This is a genomic window from Pseudonocardia sp., from assembly GCF_050246655.1.
GTDB lineage: Bacteria > Actinomycetota > Actinomycetes > Mycobacteriales > Pseudonocardiaceae > Pseudonocardia.
Window position 1 is genome coordinate 32161 of the sequence record NZ_JBFWVQ010000009.1, and the last position, 23496, is coordinate 55656.

Below are 23496 nucleotides of genomic sequence, written 5' to 3' on the forward strand. Positions count from 1 at the left end.
CGCGCTTCGCCCCCTCGGCCGCGCGACCCCGCGGACCCGCTGTCCTGGCGCCGGTCCGGCGGTCCAGCGTACTCGCAGGTCCAGCGCGTGGGGCTCGACCACAGTCGACAGGACGAAGTTGTATCCGCGGGGGAAGGAAACTCTCACCGGACGGTGAGGAGAACCTGGCGCTGCGGCGATACCGGTGGCGGCGTCACCCTGCGATCGTCCGGGTCGCGCGCCCGGGAACGGTGCGCGACCGGAGGCTGTGATGGGCGAGTCGGCGGTGCAGGCGCCGGTGTACCGCCACGGCGTGCCCGCGGAGCACGGCACCGTCGCGCGGCGTGACCACGCGCTGGACGGCGTCCGCGGCCTCGCCGTCCTGCTCGTCTTCTGCGTCCACTACCACACGATCTTCTCGGCGTGGATCACCGAGGACTCGGCGACGGGAACCGTCTCCTACGTGCTGTGGATCGTCGGCGGCATGGGCGTCGATCTCTTCTTCGTGCTCAGCGGCTATCTGATCCACGGCGCGGTGCTGGCGCCGACGGCGCGGTACGCCACGTTCATCCGGCGACGCGCCCGGCGGCTCCTCCCGGCGTTCCTCGCGGTGTTGGGCGTCCATCTCGCCATCCCGCTGTTCCTGCCGGACGAGTACAAGCTGCCCGCGGACGGGGTCGCGGCCGCCGGTCACCTCGTCGCGAACGTCCTCCTGCTGCCGGGGCTGTTCCCGATCGAGCCGATCGTCCCCGTCGCCTGGACGCTGAGCTACGAGCTCGCGTTCTACCTGGCACTGCCGCTGCTCGTGCTCGGCCTCGGGATGCGGCGATGGCCCGCGCGGCGCCGGGTGCTGCTGTTCGCCGTCCTGGCCGCGGTGGGCGCCATCGCGGTACTCGCGCTGCGCCCGGGCTGTGCGCAGCTGCTGCTCTTCGTCGGCGGCGTCCTGGCGCGGGAGCTGACGCAGCTCGGCTCGTGGCGGCCGGGGCGGGGAACCGAACGGCTCGCGCTCGCGGTCCTCGTCGCGACGTTCCCCCTCGTCTACGTCCTGGCCGCCCCGCCCGCCTGGACCCCGGCCTGGAACACCGTGGACGCGTGGGGCGACGCATCGATCCCGGTCGTGCTCGTCGTCCTGCTCGGCGGGGTCGCGGCCGTTCTCGTCCGGGCGACGGGCCCGATGCGCCGCGTCTTCGAGTGGCCGCCGCTGGGGCGGCTGGGCGAGATCTCCTACTCCTACTATCTCGTCCACGCGCTGACGCTGAAGTTCTTCGCGCTGGCAGTGGCCGGCATCGCCGTCCCCACGGGTATGGAGCCGGCTCTCTTCTGGCTGGTGCTGCCGACGGCTTTCGCGGTCACCATGGCGACCTCGGCGCTGCTCTTCGTCGTCGTCGAGCGCCCGCTCTCGCTGACGCACCGGCGGGCCGCTCAGCCCCCTGCGTCGGCCGGCGCCGGCAGCGTGGACGGGTCCAGCACCAGCAGTCCCTCCCCCGCCGGCTCGAAGCCCGCCGCGCGGTAGAACGCCGCGCTGCCCGCCGTCGGGGCGAGGACCAGCCGGCGGTACCGGCGCCGCCGCGCGTGCTCGATGGCCGCGGCGAGCAACGCGTCGGGGAGCCCGCGCCCGGCGAACGCGTGCAGCACGAACGTGTTGCCGACGTGGCCGATCTTCCCGCCGCGGGCACCGGGACGGGGCATGTGCACGATCTCGACGACGTTGATCGACCCGACGGCGGTGAACCCGCTGCGCGCCGAGCCGACCTCGGCGAGCCAGAACGTCCGCCGCGGCAGCTCGGCGCGCCACCACTGCGCGAACGCCTCCTCGAACGCGGGGTCGCCCGCCTCGCCCGTGCGCTCCTCCAGCCAGGCGCGGCGCAACGCGGCGAGAGCGGTGACGTCGCGCTCGTCGGCGACCCGGATCGCAGGTTCGCCGGTCAGCGGTTCACGACCGTGAGCGGCAGGAGCGTGGTCCCGCTGGGGCCGACCTCGATGTCGGTGCCGGTGGACGGGCAGACGCCACAGTCGAAGCAGGGCGTCCAGCGGCAGTCGTCCTGCTCGCGGCCGCCCAGCGCGTCCTGCCAGTCCTCCCACAGCCAGTCCCGGTCCAGCCCGGAGTCGAGGTGGTCCCAGGGCAGGATCTCGTCGCGGTCGCGCTCGCGGGTGGTGAACCACTCCAGCGAGACGCCCCGCGGCGTGAGCTCGGCCGTGCAGGCGGCGACCCACCGCTCGTAGGAGAAGCACTCGCTCCACCCGTCGAAGCGCCCGCCGTCGCGCCACACCGCCTCGATCACCGCGCCGACGCGCCGGTCCCCCCGCGCGAGCAGGCCCTCGATCAGCGACGGCTGCCCGTCGTGGTAGCGCATGCCGATATTGCGGCCCAGCCGCCGGTCCGAGTTGACCTCCTCGCGCAGCTTGCGGAGCCTCGCGTCGACGACGTCGGGGTGCGCCTGCGCCGCCCACTGGAACGGGGTGTGCGGCTTGGGCACGAACCCGCCGATGGAGATCGTGCAGCGCACGTCGTTGCGCCCGGAGGCCGCGCGACCCGCCCGGATCACGTCGTGCGCCATCCGCGCGATCTGCAGGACGTCCGAGTCCTCCTCGGTGGGCAGGCCGCACATGAAGTAGAGCTTCACCTGCCGCCAGCCCTGCGAGAACGCGTCGGAGACGGTGCGGATGAGGTCCTCCTCCGACACCATCTTGTTGATCACGCGCCGGATCCGCTCGGAGCCCCCCTCCGGGGCGAACGTGAGGCCGGAGCGGCGGCCGTTGCGGCTGATCTCGTTCGCGAGGTCGATGTTGAACGCGTCCACCCGCGTCGACGGCAGCGAGAGCGTGGTGTGCGTGCCCTCGTAGCGGTCCGCGAGGCCCTTCGTGACCTCCGCGATCTCGGAGTGGTCCGCACTCGACAGCGACAGCAGCCCGACCTCGTCGAACCCGCTCGCGCGCACCGCCGTGTCCACCATCTCCCCGATGCCCCGCAGCGAGCGCTCCCGGACCGGACGGGTGATCATCCCGGCCTGGCAGAAACGGCAGCCGCGGGTGCAGCCGCGGAAGATCTCCACCGACGCCCGCTCGTGCACGGTCTCGGCGAGCGGGACGATCGGCGTCTTCGGGTAGGGCCACGCGTCCAGGTCGACGGTGGTGCGCTTCTGGACCGTCCGCGGGACGCGCGGGTCGAGCGGTTCCACCGCGGCGATCGCGCCGTCCGGACCGTAGGTGACGTCGTAGAACGACGGGACGTAGCAGCCCGGCGTCGCCGCGAGGCGCAGCAGCAGCTCGCGGCGGCCGCCGGGACGTCCCGTGGCCTTCCACTCCCGCACGACGTCCGTGATGTCGCCGACGACCTCCTCGCCGTCGCCGAGCGCGGCGACGTCCACGAACTGCGCGATCGGCTCCGGGTTGAACGCCGCGTGCCCGCCGCCGACGACGACCGGGTGGTCGATCCCCCGGTCGACCGCGTGCAGCGGGATCCCGGCGAGGTCGAGCGTGGTGAGCAGGTTCGTGTAGCCGAGCTCGGTGGCGAAGCTGACGCCCAGCACGTCGAACGCCCCGACGGGGCGGTGGGTGTCGACCGTGAACGCGGGCACGCCGTGCTCGCGCATGAGCTTCTCGAGGTCGGGCAGGACCGCGTAGCAGCGCTCCGCGAGGGCGTCCTGGCGTTCGTTGAGCAGCTCGTAGAGGATCATGACGCCCTGGTTGGGCAGGCCGACCTCGTACGCGTCGGGGTAGAGCAGCGCCCAGCGCACCGGCGTCGCGTCCCACGAGGCGTCGGCTGCCGGGCGCGCGTTCAGCTCGCCCCCGACGTACTGCACGGGCTTGCGGACGGCCGGCAGCAGCGTCTCGAGGACGGGGAAGACGGACGGTGGTGCGCTCACGATGACCCAGGGTAGTGGCGTGCTCCCGGCCGGTCAGGCGGTGGCCGTCCGCACGGCGACCTTCCCCGCGACGAGCAGGTACGGGATCACCAGGACGGCGGCGACCACACCGAGCACGGCGAACGACGAGGCGGCGACCGTGAGGCCCGCCGCGATGCCCGCGAGGCCGCCCGCGACGTTCATGGTGACGTCGGACAGGCCCTGCGCCCTGGGCCGCACGTCGACCGGGAGCGACTCCGTGAGCAGCGTCGACCCGGCGATCAGGCCGGCGGACCAGCCCAGCCCGAGCAGGACGAGGGCGACGGCGAGCGTGGCGGAGTCGTGCGGGTCGGCGAGCGCGCTGAGGAGCGCGGCCGCGGCGAGCAGGACCGCGGCGAGCAGGAGGGTGCGGACGCGGCCCGCCCGGTCGGCGAGCCAACCGAAGAGCGGGCTGAACGCGTACATCCCGGCGACGTGCAGGCTGATGACCAGGCCGATCACCTGCAGGCTCGCCCCTCCGTGGTCCATGTGCACCGGCGTCATCGACATCAGCGCGATCATCACCAGGTGCCCCACCGCCATCCCGGTGAGCCCGAGCAGGGCGATCGGGTGCGCCCGCAGCGCAGCGCGGACGTCGCGGCCGGTCACGACGGGGGCCCGGGCGGCCCCGGAGGCGGCCGCTGCCCGGGCCAACAGCAGCGGATCGGGCCGTAGCCCCACCCAGGCCGTCGCAGCGGCCGCGCCGAGGGCCACCGCGCAGAGCAGGAACGGGCCGGAGTCCGGCGGGAGCCCGGCCGCGGTGCCGATCACCTGGGAAGGCCCGGCGAGGTTCGGGCCCGCGACGGCGCCGATGGTCGTCGCCCAGACGACCATGGCGAGTGCGCGCGCCCGCCGTTGCGGCTCTGCCAGGTCCGTGGCGGCGTACCGGGCCGCGAGCCCCGCGGCGGTCGCGGCGCCGAGCAGGAGCAGGCCGGCCAGGAGCAGTACGACACTGTCGATCACCACCGCCAGCGCGGACGCGGCCGAACCGAGCGCCGCCGCGCCGAAGCCCAGCGTGATCGCGGGCCGCCTGCCCGACCGGGTCGCCACCCGGGCCAGCACCATGGCCGCCACCGCAGCGCCCAGCACGAGTGCGGTGAGGGCGAGCCCGCCGACCCCGTCCGAGCCGGAGATCCGTGCCCCGACCAGCGTGCCCACCACGATCGCCGTCGCCACTCCGACGCCGCCGAGTACCTGGGCCGCGGCGAGGACGGCGATCGTCCGGCGCTGGACGGCGGCGGTGTCGTACTGCTGGGCGGTGCCGGTCACCACCCGATCGTGCCTGCGCGCCCCGCCCGGCGAAAGTGGCCTGCGGGCGGCTGGTCGCCGCCGACCGGACACCGCGCAGAGCCGCGCCACACCTCGCAGGGCGGCGCCTCGCCTCGCAGACGCTGCACCTCGCAGGGCCGCGCCGCACCTCGCAGGGCCGCGCCGCGCCTCGCACCTCGCAGGCCGCGCCGCACCTCGCACCTCGCAGAGCCGCGCCGCACCTCGCACCTCGCAGGGCCGCGCCGCACCTCGCAGGGCCGCGCTGCGCCTCGCAGACGCTGCAGCCCCTGCGAAGCGCGCGCATCCCCTGTGAGGGGTGTGCCGCAGGACCGCCCGCGCGGACGTGACCGGACTCACCGGGCGGCGGGCGGGAGGGAGGCGGCAGCCGGGTCGGCCGGCAACCGGCGCCGCGGGCGGACGGCCGGCGGGCCGCGGGCGAACGGCGGGCGGGCCGCGACGCCGACCGGACACCTCGCAGAGCCGCGCCGCGCCTCGCAGGGCCACGCCGCACCTCGCAGAGCCACGCCGCACCTCGCAGGGCCACGCCGCACCTCGCAGGGCCACGCCGCACCTCGCAGGGCCACGCCGCACCTCGCAGAGCCGCGCCGCACCTCGCAGGGCCGCGCTACGCCTCGCAGACGCTGCAGCCCCTGCGAAGCGCGCGCACCCCCTGCGAAGCGCGCGCACCCCCTGCGAAGCGCGCGCACCCCCTGCGAGGGGTGTGCCGCGGGACCGCCCGCGGGCGTGACCGGGCTCACCGGGCGGCATGCCCCACCAGCGGGCGGCAGGCGGGACGGCAGGCGGCAGTCGGGTTTCGCCGGGCGGCAGCCGGGACGGGCAGGCGGCAGCCGGGACGGCCAGGGCAGCCGGGGCCACAGGCGGGATGGCCGGCGGAAGCCGGGACGGCCGGCAACCGGCGCCGAGGGCGGACGGCCGGCGGGCCGCGACGCCGACCGGACACCTCGCAGAGCGGCACCACACCTCGCAGAGCCGCGTCGCACAGGGCCGCGCCGCACCTCGCAGAGCGGCGCCACACCTCGCAGAGCCGCGTCGCACAGGGCCGCACCACACCTCGCAGGCCCGCGCCGCACCTCGCAGGCCCGCGCTACGCCTCGCAGCCCCTGCAGCCCCTGCGAAGCACGCGCACCCCCTGCGAGGGCGCCGCAGGACTGCGGTCCGCCGGACCGGACCACACGCGCGCACCCCCTGCGAGGGTGTGCCGCACGACCGCGGTTCGCCGGGCCGGACCGAATCTGTCGGTGGGTCCGCGCATGATGGGTGGCGTGACCGGACCAGGTGGCACCGAGAGTGTCCAGGACGTGCTGGCGGGGTTCTCCCCCGCCACGCGGGCCTGGTTCACCGGCGCCTTCGCCGCGCCCACCGCCGCGCAGGTCGGGGCGTGGGCCGCGGCGCAGGCAGGGCGGCACGCGCTCGTCGTCGCGCCCACCGGGTCGGGCAAGACGCTGGCGGCGTTCCTGTGGGCACTGGACCGGCTCTCCTCGGGGGAGCAACCATCCGAGCCGCGGCACCGCTGCCGGGTGCTGTACGTGTCACCGCTCAAGGCACTGGCGGTGGACGTGCAACGCAACCTGCGGGCGCCGCTCGCCGGGATCCGCCAGGCCGCGCGGCGCCTCGGCGAGCCCGTGCCGGAGATCACCGTCGGGATGCGTACCGGCGACACCCCCGCCGACGAGCGCCGTTCCTTCGCCCGCACCCCGCCGGACGTGCTGGTCACCACCCCGGAGTCGCTGTTCCTGCTGCTCACCTCGGCGGCGCGCGAGTCGCTGCGCGGGGTGCGCACGGTGATCGTGGACGAGGTGCACGCCGTGGCGGGCACCAAGCGGGGGGCGCACCTGGCGCTGTCGCTGGAGCGGCTGGACGAGCTGCTCGCCGACGGTCCGGCGCAGCGCATCGGGTTGTCGGCCACCGTACGGCCGGTCGACGAGGTGGCCACGTTCCTGGCGGGCACACGGCCCGTGCAGGTCGTCCAGCCGCGCACGCCGAAGACGATCGAGGTGGCCGTCGAGGTGCCGGTGCCCGATCTCGCGGCCCTCGACGAGCGCCCTGCCCCGGGCAGTACGGAGGAGGAGGTGATCGGCTCGGCGTCGGGCGCCGCCCAGCGGCCGTCGATCTGGCCCGCGGTGGAACGGCGGCTGCTCGACCTCGTGCGGGAGCATCGGTCGACGATCGTGTTCGCGAACTCGCGGCGGCTCGCCGAACGCCTCACGGCCCGGCTCAACGAGCTGGCCGCCGAGGAGGCGGAGCTCGCGGAACTCGATCTGGACGAGCTGGCGGCCGGGCCGGGCCGGTTCCCCGCCGAGGCCGTCGGGCAGTCCGGCGTCGCGACGGGCGTGATCGCCACCGTGGCGAAGGCGCACCACGGCTCGATGGCGCGCGAGCAGCGCACCCTCGTCGAGGAGGAGCTGAAGGCCGGGCTGCTGCCCTGCGTCGTCGCGACGTCCAGCCTGGAGCTGGGCATCGACATGGGCGCGGTCGACCTCGTCGTCCAGGTGGAGGCCCCGCCGAGCGTGGCGTCCGGGTTGCAGCGGATCGGCCGGGCGGGCCACCAGGTGGGCGCGGTCTCGCGGGGCGTCGTGTTCCCCAAGTACCGGGGCGACCTCGTCTCCTGCGCGGTGGTGGCCGAGCGGATGGCGGCCGGGGCGATCGAGTCGCTGCGCTTCCCGCGCAACCCGCTGGACGTGCTGGCCCAGCACGTCGTGGCGATGGTGGCGCTCGAACCGTGGACGGTGGCCGAGCTCGCCGCCGTGGTACGCCGGGCGGCGCCGTTCGCGGGGCTGCCCGAGTCGGCGCTGCACTCCACGCTGGAGATGCTCGCCGGCCGCTACCCGTCGGAGGAGTTCGGGGAGCTGCGCGCCCGCATCACCTGGGACCGGGTGACGGACGAGCTGCGCGGCCGCCCGGGTGCGCAGCGGCTCGCCGTCACGTCCGGCGGGACGATCCCCGACCGGGGGCTGTTCACCGTCACCACCCCCGGCGGGGCGGACGGGCGCGGATCGCGGGTCGGCGAGCTGGACGAGGAGATGGTCTACGAGTCGCGGGTGGGCGACACCTTCCTGCTCGGCACGTCGAGCTGGCACGTGGAGGACATCACCCACGACCGCGTGATCGTCACGCCGGCGCCGGGGCAGCCGGCGCGGATGCCGTTCTGGAAGGGCGAGCAGGTCGGGCGCCCGCTGGAGCTCGGACGTGCGGTCGGGGCGTTCGTCCGGGAGATGACGGCACTCGCGGACGAGCCCGCCCGCGCCCGTGCCGCTGCGGCGGGCCTCGACGAGTGGGCGGTCGACAACCTCCTCGCCTACCTGCACGAGCAGCGCGAGGCTACCCAGCATGTCCCGAGCGACCGCACGGTCCTCGTCGAGCGGTTCCGCGACGAGCTGGGCGACTGGCGGCTGGTCGTGCACTCGCCGTTCGGGTCGAAGGTCAACCAGCCGTGGGCGCTGGCGATCGCGGCCCGGCTGCGCGAACGGCGCGGGGTCGAGGTGTCCGCCCTCGGCGCGGACGACGGGATCGTGCTACGGCTGCCGGAGGCGATCGACGACTCGGGGGCGGAGATCCTGCCCGCCGCCGAGGACGTGCTGATCGACCCCGCCGAGATCGAGCAGCTCGTCGTCGCGGAGCTGGGTGGCTCCTCGCTGTACGCGTCTCGGTTCCGCGAGTGCGCCGCCCGCGCACTGCTGCTGCCGCGCCGCGACCCGAAGCGGCGCACCCCGCTCTGGCAGCAGCGGCAACGGGCTTCCCAGCTGCTGGCGGTGGCCGGGCGCTACGAGCAGTTCCCGGTGACGCTGGAGGCCATGCGCGAGTGCGTGCAGGACGTCTACGACCTGCCGGGGCTTCGCGAGCTGATGGTGGACGTCGCGGCTCGGAAGGTGAGGGTCGTCGAGGTCGCCACGCCGTCGCCGTCACCGTTCGCGCGCAGCCTGCTGTTCGGCTACGTGGGGATGTTCCTCTACGAGTCCGACGCCCCGCTGGCCGAGCGGCGCGCGGCCGCGCTCGCCCTGGACTCCACGCTGCTCGCCGAGCTGCTGGGCTCCGAGGCGATCCGGGAGCTGCTCGATCCGGAGGTGCTCGCCGAGGTCGAGGCGTCGTTGCAGCGGCTCACGCCGGACCGGCACGCACGGGACGCCGAGGGGGCGGCGGACCTGCTGCGGTTCGTCGGCGACCTCACCACCGCCGAGGCCGCCGAGCGCGGGGTGCGCCCGGAGTGGCTGACCGGGTTGGAGGCCGCGCGGCGCGCGATCCGCGTGCGTATCGCCGGTGAGGAGCGGTGGCTCGCGATCGAGGACGCCGGGCGGGTGCAGGATGCCCTCGGTGCGCCGCTGCCCGTCGGCGTGCCGGAGACGTTCACCGAGCCGGTGCCGGACCCACTGGGCGATCTCGTGCTCCGCTACGCCCGCACGCACGGGCCGTTCGCGGCGGCCGACTGCGCGGCTCGCTTCGGGCTCGGGGTCGCGGTGGTGACGGGGGTGCTGGAGCGGCTCGTCGGGGCGGGCCGGCTGGTGCGCGGGGAGCTGCGCCCCGGCGCGGTGTCCTCCCCCGCCCACCCCGAGTACTGCGACTCCGACGTGCTGCGCCGGCTGCGACGGGGGTCGCTGGCCCGGCTGCGGGCCGAGGTGGAGCCGGTCGAGCCGCGGGCGCTCGGGCGGTTCCTGCCGGCCTGGCAGGGGGTGCAGCCGGTCGGCGGTGGTGGGCGGCGGGGCTCGGTGGGCACGGCGGGCGGCGCAGCCGTGGGCACGGCAGGCGGCGCGGCCGCGGGGACGGCAGGCGGCGGGGCCGTGGGTCCGGGAGGTGGCGGGGCCGTGGGTCCGGGGGGTCGCCCGTCGGGAGCCGGCCCGCGGGGAGCGGGGCGCGGCCGCGTGCGGCGGGCGCCCGCGGCCGAGGACGTCCTCGGCGTCGTCGAGCAGCTCGCGGGCGCGCCCCTGCCGGCGAGCGCGCTGGAGTCGATCATCCTGCCCGCGCGGCTGCCCGGCTACGTCCCGGCCCTGCTGGACGAGCTCACCGCCGCCGGGGAGGTGACCTGGACGGGCTGCGGCGCGCTCGCCGGTATCGACGGCTGGGTGGCGCTCGCCCCGGCGGACGTGGCGGACCTGCTGCTGCCCGAACCGGACGTCGCGCCGGTCGACACCCCGCTGCACCGGGCACTGCTGGGCGCGCTGGGGATGCCGATCTCCCCGGCCGATGCCGGACCGGGGAGCGCGGAGGGACCCGCAGGCACGCCGTGGCCGCCCCCCGCGGACGGCGTCGTGTACGGCGGTGGAGCGCTGTTCTTCCGGCAGCTGGCCGACACCGCCGCGCGAGCGGTGCTCGACGCAGGCGGGTCGGCACCGGCGGACGACGCGGTGGTCGCGGCGCTCTGGGACCTGGTGTGGGCCGGATGGGTCACCAACGACACGCTCGCCCCGCTGCGTGCCCGCCTGGACGCACCGGGCGGCCGAGGCGGGGCGCACCGCGTCCGGCGCACCGCCTCGCGGGGTCGCTACGCCCGGCTGCGTGCGGGTCGGCCGCCGATGCCCAGCCGCTCCGGCCCGCCGTCGGTCGGTGGGCGGTGGGCGCTCGCGACGCCCCGCGAGGCGGACCCGACCCGCCGCGCGCACGCTCGTGCCGAGGCGTTCCTCGAACGCCACGGCGTGCTGACTCGGGGGGCCATGGCCACGGAGCGGGTGGCGGGCGGGTTCGCCGCGGTCTACCGGGTGCTGCGCGCGATGGAGGACTCCGGCCGTGCCCGGCGCGGCTACGTCGTCGAGGGGCTCGGTGCGGCCCAGTTCGCGGTGCCGGGCGCGATCGACCGGCTCCGGGCGCTGTCCCGGACGGATCCGGGCGCTGAGGAGATCGGACCGGCCGTGGTCCTGGCGGCGCCCGATCCGGCCCAGCCTTACGGTGCCGCGCTGCCGTGGCCGGCGACGATCGGCGACACCTCGCACCGGCCGGCGCGGAAGGCGGGCGCGCTGGTGGTGCTGGTCGACGGCGCGCCCGTGCTGTACGTGGAGCGGGGCGGGCGCTCGCTGCTGTCGTTCACCACGGACGCGGCCGGGCTGCGCGCGGCCGCGGAGGCGCTCGCAGGCGCCGTCCACGAGGGCTGGCTCGGCACGCTCGCCGTCGAGCGGGCGGACGGCGTGGGCTCGCTCGGCTCCGAGCTGGCGGAGGTGCTCACGGAGGCGGGGTTCCGGGTCACGCCGAAGGGGTTGCGGCTGCGGGCGTAGCCGGGCGGCGCGGCCCTGATCAGTCCTCGTCCGGGGGATCGGCGAACATCTCCCCCAGCTCCCGGGCCAGCCGCAGCGCCCGGCGGGCCCATCCGGGGCTCGCGCCTGCGAGGCCGCAGGTCGGTGTCGGCAGGGCGAGGGAGGCGAGCCGGACCCGGTCGAAGCCGAGGCGGTCGGCCAGGTCGAACGCGGGGCGCGCGAGGTCGCGCGCGGTCACGCGGCCCGCGGGCGGGAGGGTGGGGACCAGGCCGAGCAGCAGCGGCGTCCCCCTGTCCCAGGTCTCGCCGAGCGCGTCGAGCAGCGCGGCGTCCACCTTCCCGGACAGGCCGGTCGCGTCGATCCCGACACCGGCGACCCCGCTTCCGGCGATCAACCGCACCGGCGGGCGGGCCGCGCAGCAGTGCACCACGACCGGGACCCGGAGCCCGTCGGTCAGGCCGGTGACGACGTCGCGCAGCAGCTCCTGCGCACCGGGCTCGGGAACGGCAGCGACCGTGCCGAGCTTCGAGGGCGTCGGCAGAGACCCGGCGAGCACCGCGGGCAGCCCCGGCTCGTCGATCTGGACGAGTACCTGCGCCCCCGTCCGCGAGGCGACCTCGGTGACGTGGCGGCGGAGCCCCTCCACCAGGCTCTCGGTGAAGTCACGGACGGCGCCGCGGTCGGTGAGGACCCGGTGCCCGGAGCGCAGCTCGACGGCCGCTGCCAGGGTCCACGGACCCGCGGCCTGGACCTTCACCCAGCCGGGACGGGCGGCGGCGCACGCCTCGTCGAGGGCGTCGACGTCGAAACGCAGCAGGTCGACCGCCCGCCGGTGCTCGTTGCCGGGACGCTGGGCGACGCGGTAGCCGGTCGGGCGGACGTCGACGGCGAGGTCGACGAGCAGGCCCGCCGTACGGCCGATCATGTCGGCGCCGACGCCCCGTGCGGGCAGCTCTGGCAGGTGCGGCACGAGCGGCAGCTCGCCGACGACCGTCGCCGCGGCCTCGCGCGGATCGGTTCCGGGCATCGAGCCGACGGCCGTCGCGGCGCCATCGGGCCAGCGCGGCAGCGGCGCGGGCTCGCCGTCCTCCGGCCCGGCGGCCCTGGTGGTGACGGTGCGGGGGCCCGTGGCGGGCGTCGGCTCGGGCGGTACCGCTTCAGGAGCGGCCGCGGTGTCGGGCAGGGCCAAGCCGGCCTTCGCCAACGCTCGCGCCAGCGGATCGTCCAGCTCGGTCGCCGGCGGGGCTAGCCCGGATTCCGCGAGCGCCCGCGCGATCGGGTCGTCGGGCTCACGGGCCACCGGGTCGTCGGACGTCATGGGCCCGGTGTACCACCCGCCGCGCGGGTACCCGGTGCGGCACCCTTGCTCTGCGCACCGATACGCGGCCACCCGCCGTCAGGCCTTGCGGTATCGCGCATCGAACAGGCAGTACGCCCCGAACAGCCCGAGCCCGAGAGCGAGGACCACGAGCAGCACCTGCCCGAACGGCTGCGCCCCGAGCGCCTTGAGCCCGGCGTCGAGGCCCACCGGCTGCTCCGGGTCGAACCGCCACGCTGCGACAAGCAGCAGCACCCCGACGACCGAGTACGTCGCACCGAGGGCCGTCCACCCGGCGCGGCCGATGCGGGTGACGAGGGTCGAGCGGCGCAACCCGGCGCCGCGCAGATCCAGCTCGTGCAGGAAGCCGGCGGTGACGCCGCGGTGGGCCGCGACCCCCGCCCCGACCAGGCCACCGAGACCCAGCAGCGCGACGATCCAGCGGCCGCCGGGCAGGGCGAACAGCACCCCGGCCTCGGGGCTGCCGGGGCCTGTCACGCCGCCGGAGGCGGCGGTCTTGCCAGCCGTCCAGGCGAGCGCGGCGAAGATCCCGGCCTCGCCGAGGTTCACGGCGGTTCGCAGCAACCGCTGCCTCGTCGGCGTCCCACGGTGACCGAACACGGCCTCGGCGAGTTGCCAGATCACCAGGGCCACGAGACCGGCGACAATCACCCACAGCAGGCCCAGACCCGGCCCGGTCGAGGCGACCGCGCCGAGGGCGCCCTGCTTGTCGGCCCGGGCCGGGCCACCGAGCGCGATCCGCACCACGAGCACGGCGATGAGCAGGTGCACCCCGCCGTAGCTGACGAGCCCCAGCCGCCCGACCGCGCGCATCCACGGGTGGGTGGCGGACTCGTCCGCGGCGTCGTGTGCGACAACCGGTGCCTCGGCGGGCGCGGCGGGTGGGGCGACCACGGGGACGCCGTGCGGTATCAGCCCGGGCACGGCGCCGGACCGGGCGTCTGGTCCGTCGCCTGCCGGCGGGTCTGGAGACGACGTCACGTCCGACCCGCCCGGCACCGTGTCGCCCACGGCCCACCTCCTCGTGCGCGGTGAGCGTGCCCGACCCGGCCCCCCGCCGCCACCCGGGTCAGCGGACCGCGACCGTGGCCAGAACGGGCCGCTGCTGGTCGAGCTGCCAGGGGATGTTGAGCATCGTGGGGTTGTTGCTCGCCATCGCACCGAAGTTGTCGGACGTGAACACCCTCCCGTCGGTGACGACGGGGAGTCGCGCGTAGAGCGGGTTGACGAGCAGGGCCTGCTCGAGGTCGGGGGAGGCGAAGGACATGCGCAGGTAGTCCGCGTCGAGCAGGCCGATGTTCTCGGGCGCGAGCGAGCGGTCGACGACGCCGGCGACGAAGTCCGGGTCCGGGGTCATCCCGAGGCCGGTGAGCAGGCGGGTGGAATGGCCCTCGGGGTCGGTGTTGGCGGCGAACCCGCCCGGTTCGAAGTGGTAGGCACCGGCGAAGGTCTTCCCGGCGAGGCCGGGGTACTCGGCGGCGAGCCCGTCGAGATAGGCCTGGACGCCGTCGATCGCGCCCGTCATAGCGTCCTCCCGACCGACCGCGCGGCCGATGACGATCGCCGTCTCCTGCCACGTGGACCGTCCCCACGCGGTCTCGTAGCCGACGGTCGGGGCGATCGCGGAGAGCTTCGCGTACGTGGCGTCGAGGTCGTAGCGGTTGGTGGCGAGGATGAGGTCGGGGCGCAGGGCGGCGATGCGCTCGAAGTCGACGTCGCCCGCGGAGGTGACGGCGTCGGAGTCGACGCCGGCCAGGTCGACCTTCCCCCGCTGCCACGGGTACGGCTCCCCCGCCGCCGCGTACAGGTTGCCCGCGCGCCCGACGACGGGCACGCCGACGAGCGCGAGCGCGTCCTCCTCGTAGCTCAGCGCGACGATCCGCCGCGGCTCGGCGGGGATGACGGTGGTGCCGAGCGCGTGGGTGATCGTGACGGGGAACGCCCCGGACCCGACGGGCGGCGCCCCGGGTGCGCCCGCAGCACACCCCGCGACCAGCAGCAACACAGCGAGGAGGAGTCGCAGCACGCGATCACGTTAGTTCGGTGAGCCTGTCCTCACAATTCGGGCGCTTCCGAGCACGACGTCGCCCCCGGGCTCCGACCGGTAGAAGGCCACGGCCTGGCCGGGCGCGACCCCGCGCAGCGGTTCGGCCAGCGCCACGTTCCTGCCCCCGTCGCGGACGGCGGCCGGTGCGATCCCGCCGTGCGCCCGCACCTGAACGTGGCACTCCATCGGCCCCGGGTCGACGCCGGACGTCCACACCGGGTCGGCCGCCTCGATGAGCTGCACGTCCAGCGCCTCGGCGGGCCCCACCCGGACGGTTCCGCTGACCGGCTCGATCCCGAGCACGTAGCGGGGCCGCCCGTCCTCCGCAGGCGCCACGACCCCGAGCCCGCGCCGCTGCCCGACGGTGAAGCCGTGGACGCCGTCGTGGCGCGCCAGCTCGACGCCCGTGGCGGCGTCCACGACCGGGCCCGGCCGGGCGCCGAGGCGGGCGGTAAGGAAACCGCGGGTGTCGCCGGAGGGGACGAAGCAGATGTCGTGGCTGTCGGGCTTGTCCGCCACGCGCAACCCCCGCTCCGCGGCCTCGGCGCGCACCCGGGACTTCGGCGTGTCCCCGATCGGGAACAGGGCGTGCGCGAGCTGCTCGCGCCGCAGCACCGCGAGCACGTAGGACTGGTCCTTGCCGGCGTCCACGGCCCGGCGCAGTACGCCGTCCGCGAGCCGCGCGTAGTGCCCCGTGCACACGGCGTCGAACCCCAGCCCCAGCGCCCGGTCCAGCACCGCGGCGAACTTGATGTGCTCGTTGCAGCGCAGGCACGGGTTCGGGGTCTGCCCCGCGGCGTAGGCGGCGACGAAGTCGTCGACGACGTCCGCGGTGAAGCGGGCGGCGAGATCCCAGACGTAGAAGGGGATGCCGAGGACGTCCGCGGCCCGGCGGGCGTCCGCGGCGTCCTCGCGCGAGCAGCAGCCGCGCGAGCCCGACCGCAGCGCGGCGGGCGTCTCCGACAGCGCCAGGTGCACCCCGACGACGTCGTGCCCGGCGTCGACGGCGCGGGCCGCGGCGACCGCCGAGTCCACGCCGCCGCTCATCGCGGCCAGTACCCGCACGTCAGTGCTTCCCGACCGACTGCTGCCCCGCCCGGCGCGCCCGCTCCACGACCGGCCCGATCGCGACGGCGACCGCCTCCACGTCCACGCTCGTGGACGTGTGCCCGAGGGAGAACCGCAGCGAGCCACGCGCGGTGGCCTCGTCCGCACCCATCGCGAGCAGGACGTGCGACGGTTGGGCGACGCCCGCGGTGCAGGCCGATCCGGTGGAGCACTCGATGCCGTGGGCGTCGAGCAGCAGCAGGAGGCTGTCGCCCTCGCAGCCGGGGAACGACAGGTGCGCGATGCCGGGCAGCCGCGACGGGCCACCGTCGATCTCGCCGGTGCCCGGGTCGCCGTTCAGCCGGGCGTCCGGGACGGAGGCGAGGATCTTGCCGACGAGGGCGTCGCGCAGCGCGGCGAGCTCCTCGGCGCGCTTCGGCGCGTCCGCGACCGCCAGTTCGACGGCCGTCGCGAGCCCGATGACGGCGGGGGTGTCGATCGTGCCGGAGCGGACGTCGCGCTCCTGCCCGCCGCCGTGCAGCAGCGGGGTGAGCGCGACCTGGCGGCCCAGCAGCAGCACGCCCGCCCCGTACGGGCCACCGAGCTTGTGCCCGGTGAGGGTGAGGGCGTCGACGCCGGAGGCGGCGAAGTCGACCGGCAGGATCCCGACGGCCTGCACGGCGTCGGTGTGCAACGGCACCCCGAACTCGTGGGCGACCTCGGCCAGGTCGCGCACCGGGTTGACGGTCCCGACCTCGTTGTTCGCCCACATGACGCTCACCAGCGCGACCGTGTCCGGATCGCACCGCAGCGCCGCGCGCAGCGTCTCCGGGTGCACCCGGCCGTCCCGGTCGACCTCCAGCAGCTCGACGCGCGCGTTCTCGTGCTCCCCCAGCCAGGCCACGGCGTCCAGCACCGCGTGGTGCTCCGTGGTGGAGGCGAGCACGCGGGTGCGGCGCGCGTCCGCGCCGCGGCGGGCCCAGTAGAGCCCCTTGACGGCCAGGTTGTCGCTCTCCGTGCCGCCCGTGGTGAACACGACCTCCGACGGCCGGGCTCCGACGGCGGCCGCGATCCGCTCGCGCGCCTCCTCGACCTCGCGGCGCGCCCGGCGACCGGCCGCGTGCAGCGACGACGCGTTGCCCGTGCGGGCGAGCGCCTCGGCCATCGCCGCGACCGCCTCGGGCACCATCGGCGTGGTCGCCGCATGGTCGAGGTAGGTGGTTGCGCTGATCGGTGTTGTCACGCTGCCCGTCCTGGTTCAGATGGATCGGGGAACCAGGGTAGTCCGCGGGTCGCGACGCGCCGGGGCCGTGCCGGACGCGCGCGCCCGGCCGTCCCGGGTCGGGCTTACCCGCAGGAGCGGTGGTGGGCCGAGCTGCGCAGGGCGAGGGTCGCGCCCGGGCGTACCGGGGTGTCGCCGACGGCGACGGCGGACACCCCCGACGGGATGCCCCGGACGGGGACGGTGAACGCCCTGCGCGGGATGCGCCCGCGGCGCACCGGGTGCGCCACGCCGGTGGCGGCGCCGATCACCGCCGCCGCACGCGCCGCCAGCTCACGGCGCGTGCCGACGGGGGCGAGCGCGGGCAGGAACGTCAGCTCGCACGTGACGTGAGGCAGCCGCATCCCGCGCACGAGCGTGTCCAGCATCGTCTGCTCCCCGACGAACGCCGCCTCCGGCGACCGGCGCGCGTCCGGCCCGCGCAGCACCACCGCCACCGGCCGCACCGGCACGCTCGCGTCGAGGGCCGCCTGGAAGGCCGCCGGGCGCAGGGGGCCTGCCGCGGCGCCGCACCAGGTCGTCCCCTCCGGGAAGGCGGCGACGGTGCCACCGTCGCGCAGCACGGCGGCCGCTGCGGCGACGGTCCCGGGCAGTGACCGCAGGCTGGCGCGGTCCAGGAACACCGCGCCCGCGCGGGCGGCGAGCAGGCCCACCACCGGCCAGTCCCGCACCTCGCGCTTCGCGAGCAGCCGCGCCGGACGCACCGAGCTCAGCGCGACGACGTCGACCCAGGACAGGTGGTTGGCCACCAGCAGTTCCGCGGACCTCCCCGGCTCGCCGCGGACGACGACCCGAACACCGACAGCGCGCAGCATCAGCCGGCACGCCCGCGGGATCGCCCGGGTCCCGAGCAGGGGGAGGACCACCGTCGCCGCCAGCAGCAGCGCGACCAGCGCCGTCATGCGCCGGGCGATCCGCCACCGCTCGCGGGGGGAACGGGGAGCCTGCGCAGGCAGGCAACCCGTGCCGCAGACGGGGACGGGGACCCACCCGCCCGGATCGGCGGGATGGACCGCGGCGGTGCGCGAGCGGGCCCGTGGACGGGCACCCGGTGGCGCCGCGACCGGTGGCGCCGGGCTCGTCGCGACGACGCTCACCGACCGTCCCCGAGGGCGAAGAAGCGCGCGTACCGCTCGTCCATGGCGAGGACGTCGAGCAGGACGAGGAAGTCGGCACAGTCGAAGTCCGGGTCGAGCGCAGGCGGGCCGCACACCTGGGCGCCCAGCCTCAGGTAGCCGCGCAGGAGCGGCGGCGCCGGCAGTGGCCGGTCGGCGGGTGGCGCCTGCCAGGGCAGATGCGGTCGCACGCGCCGGTCCGCCGGCGCGAGGTGGCGGCGCCGCACCTGCTCCCAGACGGACGCGGCGAGGGCGCCCCCGTCGGCCAGCGGGACGCTCGCGCACCCGACGAGCCAGCGGTGGCCCGTGAGCACCATGTAGCGGCCCAGGCCGGCCCACACCAGGCCGACGACGGCCCCGTTGCGGTGCGCGGGATCCACGCAGGAGCGGCCGGTCTCGACGAGCGCGGGGCGCAACGGACCGAGAGCCGAGAGGTCGAACTCACCCTCGGCGTACAGCCCGCCCGCGGCGCGTGCCCGGGCGGGAGGCAGGACACGGTAGGTGCCGACGACGTCACCCGTGCCGTCGTCGCGGACGAGGAGGTGGTCGCAGAAGGCGTCGAAGCGTTCGACGTCGAGACCGGGGCGGGTCGTGTGCAGGGTCGCGCCCAGCTCGTCGGCGAAGACGCGGTGGCGCAGGCGCTGGGCGGACTCCACCTCATCGGGATCGGTGGTGAGCAGCAGCGAGTAGCGGGTCGCCGCGACCGGCGACGTGGCCAGTACCTGGGAGGACGTCACGTCCTGGATGCATACGGGCCCCAGGCGACCAGCCGTGCGGGACGGCGCGACGCCGCGGTGGCGCCCGGATGAACACCTCGGCCCGGACGGGGACGGGGCCCGGGACCGCTCGTCCCGGGCCCGCCCGCGTCAGGACTTGCGCTTGGCGATCTCCTCGGTCAGCTGCGGTGCGACCTTGAACAGGTCGCCGACGACGCCGAAGTCGGCGATCTCGAAGATCGGGGCCTCGGCGTCCTTGTTCACGGCGATGATCGTCTTGGACGTCTGCATCCCGGCCCGGTGCTGGATCGCCCCGGAGATGCCCAGCGCGATGTACAGCTGCGGGGACACGGTCTTGCCCGTCTGCCCGACCTGGAACTGGTGCGGGTAGTACCCCGAGTCCACCGCGGCGCGCGAGGCCCCCACCGCCGCGCCCAGGACGTCGGCCAGGCCCTCGACCACCGCGAAGTCCTCGGCCGAGCCGACCCCGCGCCCACCGGACACCACCACCGACGCCTCGGTCAGCTCCGGGCGGTCGCCACCCACGATCGGCTCCCGGGACACCACGTTCGCCCCCGCACCCGACAGCGCCGGAACCGCCACCGCCTGCTCGGCGCCCGCGCCCGCAGCCGCCTCGATCTCCACCGAACCCGGGCGCAGGGTGATCACCGGGTGCGCGGTGTTCGCCTTCGCCTGCGCGACGTAGGCACCGCCGAACACCGAGTGCGTCACTCCCACCCCGTCACCGCCCGAGAGGCCGACGACATCGTTGAGCCACGCGGAGTCCGTGCGGACGGCGAGCCGCCCGGCGATCTCCTTGCCGTCCGCGGACACCGCGATCAGCACCGCCGCGGGCGACGCGCTCTCGACCAGCGAGGCCAGCACGTCCACCTCGGGGCCGAGGAAGTCCGTGCGGTCGGTCTCCGCGACGTAGATCGTCGCGGCGCCGTGCTCGCGCAGCCCGTCGGCCAGCTTGGCCGCCGTGCCCGCCGGGCCGACGACGACCGCGGCGGGCTCACCCAGCGCGCGGGCCGCGGTCAGCAGCTCGTAGGTGCTCTTGCGGATCTCACCCTCGACGTGGTCGACGAGGACCAGAACCTCAGCCATGTCCTTCTCTCCCTCTTCCGTCTCAGATGAGCTTCTGGCCGACCAGGTACGCCGCGATCCGCGCCCCGCCGTCGCCCTCGTCCTCGATCTTCTCGCCGGCGCTCTTCGGCGGCTTCGGCGACGCCGAGGTCACCGTGGTCAACGCCGCGGCCAACCCCACCTCCGACGCGTCGATCCCCGCATCGGCCAGCGTGAGCGTGGTCACCGGCTTCTTCTTCGCCGCCATGATCCCCTTGAACGACGGGTACCGCGGCTCGTTGATCTTCTCGTTCACGCTGACGATCGCGGGCAACGACGTGGTCAGCACCGTGATCCCCTCGTCCGTCGCCCGGCGCACGGTCACCTCTCCGCCGGAGACGGTGATCTCCTGCGCGTGGGTCAGCGACGGCAGCCCCAGCAGCTCGCCCAGCATCGCGGCCATCGCCCCGCCCCGGCCGTCCGAGGCCTCGTTGCCGGCCAGGACCAGGTCGACCCCGCCGACCGTGCCGACCGCCTTCGCCAGTGCCTTCGCCGTCGCCACCGCGTCCGAGCCGGCCAGCGCCTCGTCCGAGAGGTGCACCGCGGCGTCCGCCCCCATCGACAGCGCCTTGCGGATCGCGTCGGTGGCCCGGTCCGGCCCCATCGTCAGGACCGTCACGGTGCTGTCGGAGCCGCCCTCGGCCTCCTTGAGCTGCAACGCCGCCTCGACCGCTCGCTCGTTGATCTCATCCAGCACCGCGTCCGACCCGTCCCGGTCCAACACCCCGTCCGCGTCCCGCAACTTGCGTTCGGAGTACGTGTCGGGCACCTGCTTGATGAGTACGACGATGTTCACTGAAGCCTCCTGCCCCACGGGCGCGGACCCGCTGGTTCCCGAACCGGATGTGCGCTCGCCGCGAACCCTTCCACCCCACGCCGCGCACCGTCGCGTCGGGCAGTGACCGCTTGCGATTGTTACCAGGGGGTATGCGATCGGCAAACGCATCAGGGGCGTGAAACCGGTCACCGGTGACGGTCCCCGTGGTCCGGCCGCCCGTCTGCCGCGCACCCCCGCGACCGCCCGGCCGTACCCTCGTACCCGTGGTGGTGACCGGATTCGACGAGCGTTCCGGGTGCGGGTACGTCCTGCGCACCGGCGCCGACATGCCTGCCGATCCCGACACGCCCACTGTGGAGCACCGCGGCATGCGCGTCGCCGCCACCGCCGAGCTCGCGGCCATGCTGCGCGACGCGCTGGAGCGCCGTCCCGTCGTCCAGGTGCGGTGGGGCGGCCCTGAGATCCCGCTCACCCTCGACGACCCGACGATGCTCACGTGGCTCCAGCAGTCCGTCGGCGGGGTCCTTTCCGTGTCCGGAGGTCCGCAGCCCACCTTCGGATGACGGCCCGTTCGGGTGATCACCGACGTGCGTCGCCCGCCGTTGAACGGGTGTGACGCGCGCATGGGTTCACGATCGGCACCCCGGTACCCGCCGCGTCCGCCGCGATCCGCCCCCGTGGGACCACCGGGCCCCGCAGGCCGCACCCCCCGCGGGCGGGCCCACCGATCGGGAACCCGAGCAGCCGGGAGACCCGTCCGGGATCGACCTGGCCGACATCGTCTCGGCCGCGGCCCCGCTCCCGCCGGACCGGGCCGTCACCCTGATCGAGCGCGCGGCGGCGGCCCTGGACGCCCATCACGCCACCGGCGCCGTCCACGGCCGCATCTGCCCGGGGGCGTTCGTCCTGCTGCCCGGGCCACCGGAGAGCGCGCTCCTGCGCCCCTCGTCGGGGGCGCCGCCCCGGCCGGCACCCGAACAGATCACCGACGGGCCCGCCGGCAGGCACACCGACGTCTACGCGCTGGCCTGCGTGCTGTTCGAGCTGCTCACCGGGCGCCCGCCGTATGTGAACACCACCGCGATGATCGCGCTCACGCGCGCCGGGCTCCCCCTGCCACCGGTCGGGGCCTACCAGGCCTGGGTCCCCGTCGCGCTGGACGGGGTCATCGCGCGCGCCACCGCGCCGGAGCCCGCACACCGCTACCCGGACGCCGGAGCGCTCGCCGCGGCGGCCCGCGCCGCCGTCGCCGAGGCCCTCGACCCGGCGGCCGCGCTCACCCTCCCGGTCTGGAGTCGCGCCGACGCCGCGGACCCGCCGACGGTGCCCCTCGACGCCGTCACCGTCCCCGACTGGGGCCCGGACCCGGGCGAGGACGCGCCGCGCCTCGGTGCCGCGGATCTCCCCGGCTGGGGCGACACCGAAGCGGCCACCTCGGCCCCGGTGCCGGTCCCCGGCTGGGACGAGGCCACCGGCGGCGCCACGAGCCGGGCCCCCGCGCGCACCGCCGCGGTCCGGGCGGCCGCGCACACCGCCGCCGTCCGGGCGGCCGCCGCGGCGACGCGGCGGGTCCGCTCCCCGCGGTCCGCCGAGCCCGCCAGGCCCCGCGCGCGCCACCCGGTCGTCCGCCACGAATCCCTGCGCCGGGCCGTGGCCTGGGCCGCCGCCGCGGTCGTGGTCGCCAGCGCCGCCGGACTGCTCGCGGTCCTCCCTTCGAGCCACTCCACGGTCCTGACCGGCCACGACGGGCCCGTCCGCGTGCTCGCGACCGGCCGCCTCGACGGCCGCGCGATCGTGGTCTCGGGCGGGCAGGACGCCACCGTGCGGGTGTGGGACGTCGCCACCGGCGAACCGGTCGGCGCCCCCATGACCGGCCACACCGATGCCGTACACGGCCTGGCGACGGCCCAGCTGCTCGGGCGCGCCGTCGCGGTGTCGGCCGCGGACGACGGCACGGTCCGCGTCTGGGACCTCGCCACCGGCGGCCCGGTCGGGGCACCGATGAGCGTGCGCACCGCCGGTCCGCTGTCGGTGGTGACGTTCGCGGGGCGACCGGTGATGGTCGCCGCCGACGGCGCAGGCGGTGTGGAGGTGCGCGATCTCGCCACCGGCGCCCGCGTCGCCGCCCACCCGGCCGATCCGCAGGATCGGGTGCGCAGCGTCGCCGCCACCGAGCTGGGCGGCCGGGCGGTCGCCGTGGCGGCGGACGCCCTCGGGACCGCCCGCGTCCGCGACCTGGCCACGGGCGCGCCCGTCGGGCCCGCCTTCCCGGCCGACACGGTCTCCGTCGCGCAGCTCGGCGAGCGCCCGGTCGTGGTCGCGGGCCGCCCGGGCGCCACCGCCGTGCGCGACCTCGCCTCCGGCGCACCGCTCGACGGGCAGATCGGGCTCGCGGGGTCGGGTGCGGCCGTCGTCACCGACATCGGCGGCAGGCCCGCGGTGGTCGACGCCGACGGCTCGGCGCTGCGGGTGCGCGACCTCACCGGTGCCCCCGTCCGTCCCCCGCTCGACGGGCACGACGGGGAGATCGACGCGGTGGCGACCGTCGACGTGGCCGAGATCCGGGTCGCGGACGGGGTGCCGCGCGCCGGGGCCGCGGCAGCCGGGAACCCGGAACCCGGGGAGCCGCTCGGACCGGTCGTGCTCTCGGGCGGCTCGGACGGCACGGTCCGCGTCTGGGAGCTGGACCCGGCGGACTAGCCGCGAGCCGTCGCAGCG

The 23496-nt window shown here is 76.1% G+C and carries 16 protein-coding genes; 4 read left to right on the plus strand and 12 right to left on the minus strand.

Annotated features, from left to right (window positions below):
* Positions 1–250: 250 nt before the first annotated feature.
* Complete coding sequence (locus AB7J25_RS05210; protein ID WP_428505585.1) at positions 251–1492, plus strand: acyltransferase family protein; 1242 nt, start codon at positions 251–253, stop codon at positions 1490–1492.
* Here the strand turns inward: AB7J25_RS05210 and AB7J25_RS05215 are convergent.
* The 3 genes from AB7J25_RS05215 to AB7J25_RS05225 are packed head-to-tail and all read right to left on the minus strand — an operon-like array spanning position 1402 to position 5132.
* Positions 1402–1848 (minus strand): N-acetyltransferase family protein, encoded by a 447-nt coding sequence (locus tag AB7J25_RS05215; RefSeq protein ID WP_428505587.1) that lies wholly within the window; start codon positions 1846–1848, stop codon positions 1402–1404. The genes AB7J25_RS05210 and AB7J25_RS05215 overlap by 91 nt on opposite strands.
* Positions 1849–1904: 56 nt before the next feature.
* The gene (locus tag AB7J25_RS05220; RefSeq protein WP_428505589.1) at positions 1905–3845 is read right to left on the minus strand and encodes a TIGR03960 family B12-binding radical SAM protein; all 1941 of its coding nucleotides are present in this window, start codon (positions 3843–3845) and stop codon (positions 1905–1907) included.
* A gap of 33 nt (positions 3846–3878) precedes the next feature.
* Entirely contained in the window at positions 3879–5132 is a 1254-nt protein-coding gene (locus AB7J25_RS05225; protein WP_428505590.1) for an MFS transporter, read from the minus strand.
* A 1274-nt stretch (positions 5133–6406) separates the two neighbouring features.
* Here AB7J25_RS05225 and AB7J25_RS05230 point away from each other — a divergent pair.
* Positions 6407–11350 carry an Lhr family helicase gene (locus AB7J25_RS05230; RefSeq protein WP_428505703.1) on the plus strand — a complete coding sequence of 1648 codons (4944 nt, stop codon included), beginning with the start codon at positions 6407–6409 and terminating at the stop codon, positions 11348–11350.
* 19 nt (positions 11351–11369) lie between these two features.
* Here the strand turns inward: AB7J25_RS05230 and AB7J25_RS05235 are convergent, their stop codons facing one another.
* From AB7J25_RS05235 to AB7J25_RS05275, 9 genes are all read right to left on the minus strand, one after another.
* The gene (locus tag AB7J25_RS05235; protein ID WP_428505592.1) at positions 11370–12647 is read right to left on the minus strand and encodes a methionine synthase; all 1278 of its coding nucleotides are present in this window, start codon (positions 12645–12647) and stop codon (positions 11370–11372) included.
* A gap of 78 nt (positions 12648–12725) precedes the next feature.
* Positions 12726–13592, minus strand: coding sequence for a DUF1206 domain-containing protein (locus AB7J25_RS05240; RefSeq protein WP_428505594.1), 867 nt, complete (start codon positions 13590–13592; stop codon positions 12726–12728).
* 145 nt (positions 13593–13737) lie between these two features.
* Positions 13738–14694: an ABC transporter substrate-binding protein gene (locus AB7J25_RS05245; RefSeq protein WP_428505596.1), complete on the minus strand. Its 957-nt coding sequence runs from the start codon at positions 14692–14694 to the stop codon at positions 13738–13740.
* A 9-nt stretch (positions 14695–14703) separates the two neighbouring features.
* A complete protein-coding gene (gene mnmA, locus AB7J25_RS05250) occupies positions 14704–15780 on the minus strand; it encodes a tRNA 2-thiouridine(34) synthase MnmA (protein WP_428505598.1) in 1077 nt (358 codons plus the stop codon).
* Position 15781: 1 nt separating this feature from the next.
* Entirely contained in the window at positions 15782–17005 is a 1224-nt protein-coding gene (locus tag AB7J25_RS05255; RefSeq protein ID WP_428505600.1) for a cysteine desulfurase family protein, read from the minus strand.
* 104 nt (positions 17006–17109) lie between these two features.
* A complete protein-coding gene (locus tag AB7J25_RS05260; protein WP_428505601.1) occupies positions 17110–18141 on the minus strand; it encodes a lysophospholipid acyltransferase family protein in 1032 nt (343 codons plus the stop codon).
* On the minus strand, positions 18138–18896 hold the full coding sequence (locus tag AB7J25_RS05265) for a GNAT family N-acetyltransferase (protein WP_428505603.1): 759 nt from the start codon (positions 18894–18896) through the stop codon (positions 18138–18140). The genes AB7J25_RS05260 and AB7J25_RS05265 overlap by 4 nt, the downstream gene beginning before the upstream one ends.
* Positions 18897–19025: 129 nt before the next feature.
* Positions 19026–19982, minus strand: coding sequence for an electron transfer flavoprotein subunit alpha/FixB family protein (locus AB7J25_RS05270; protein WP_428505605.1), 957 nt, complete (start codon positions 19980–19982; stop codon positions 19026–19028).
* Positions 19983–20004: 22 nt separating this feature from the next.
* Entirely contained in the window at positions 20005–20796 is a 792-nt protein-coding gene (locus tag AB7J25_RS05275; protein WP_428505607.1) for an electron transfer flavoprotein subunit beta/FixA family protein, read from the minus strand.
* Between the two features lie 245 nt (positions 20797–21041).
* Here AB7J25_RS05275 and AB7J25_RS05280 point away from each other — a divergent pair, with 245 nt between their 5' ends.
* Together AB7J25_RS05280 and AB7J25_RS05285 are read left to right on the plus strand one after the other, a co-directional pair.
* Entirely contained in the window at positions 21042–21341 is a 300-nt protein-coding gene (locus AB7J25_RS05280) for a hypothetical protein (protein WP_428505609.1), read from the plus strand.
* Positions 21342–21390: 49 nt separating this feature from the next.
* Positions 21391–23478 (plus strand): hypothetical protein, encoded by a 2088-nt coding sequence (locus AB7J25_RS05285; RefSeq protein WP_428505611.1) that lies wholly within the window; start codon positions 21391–21393, stop codon positions 23476–23478.
* The last annotated feature ends 18 nt before the right edge of the window (positions 23479–23496 follow it).

Coding starts and splice junctions, on each gene's coding strand:
- AB7J25_RS05230 (WP_428505703.1), top strand. CDS start 6,407: ATGGGTGGCGTGACCGGACCAGGTGGCACCGAGAGTGTCCAGGACGTG.
- AB7J25_RS05270 (WP_428505605.1), bottom strand. CDS start 19,982: ATGGCTGAGGTTCTGGTCCTCGTCGACCACGTCGAGGGTGAGATCCGC.
- AB7J25_RS05235 (WP_428505592.1), bottom strand. CDS start 12,647: ATGACGTCCGACGACCCGGTGGCCCGTGAGCCCGACGACCCGATCGCG.
- AB7J25_RS05210 (WP_428505585.1), top strand. CDS start 251: ATGGGCGAGTCGGCGGTGCAGGCGCCGGTGTACCGCCACGGCGTGCCC.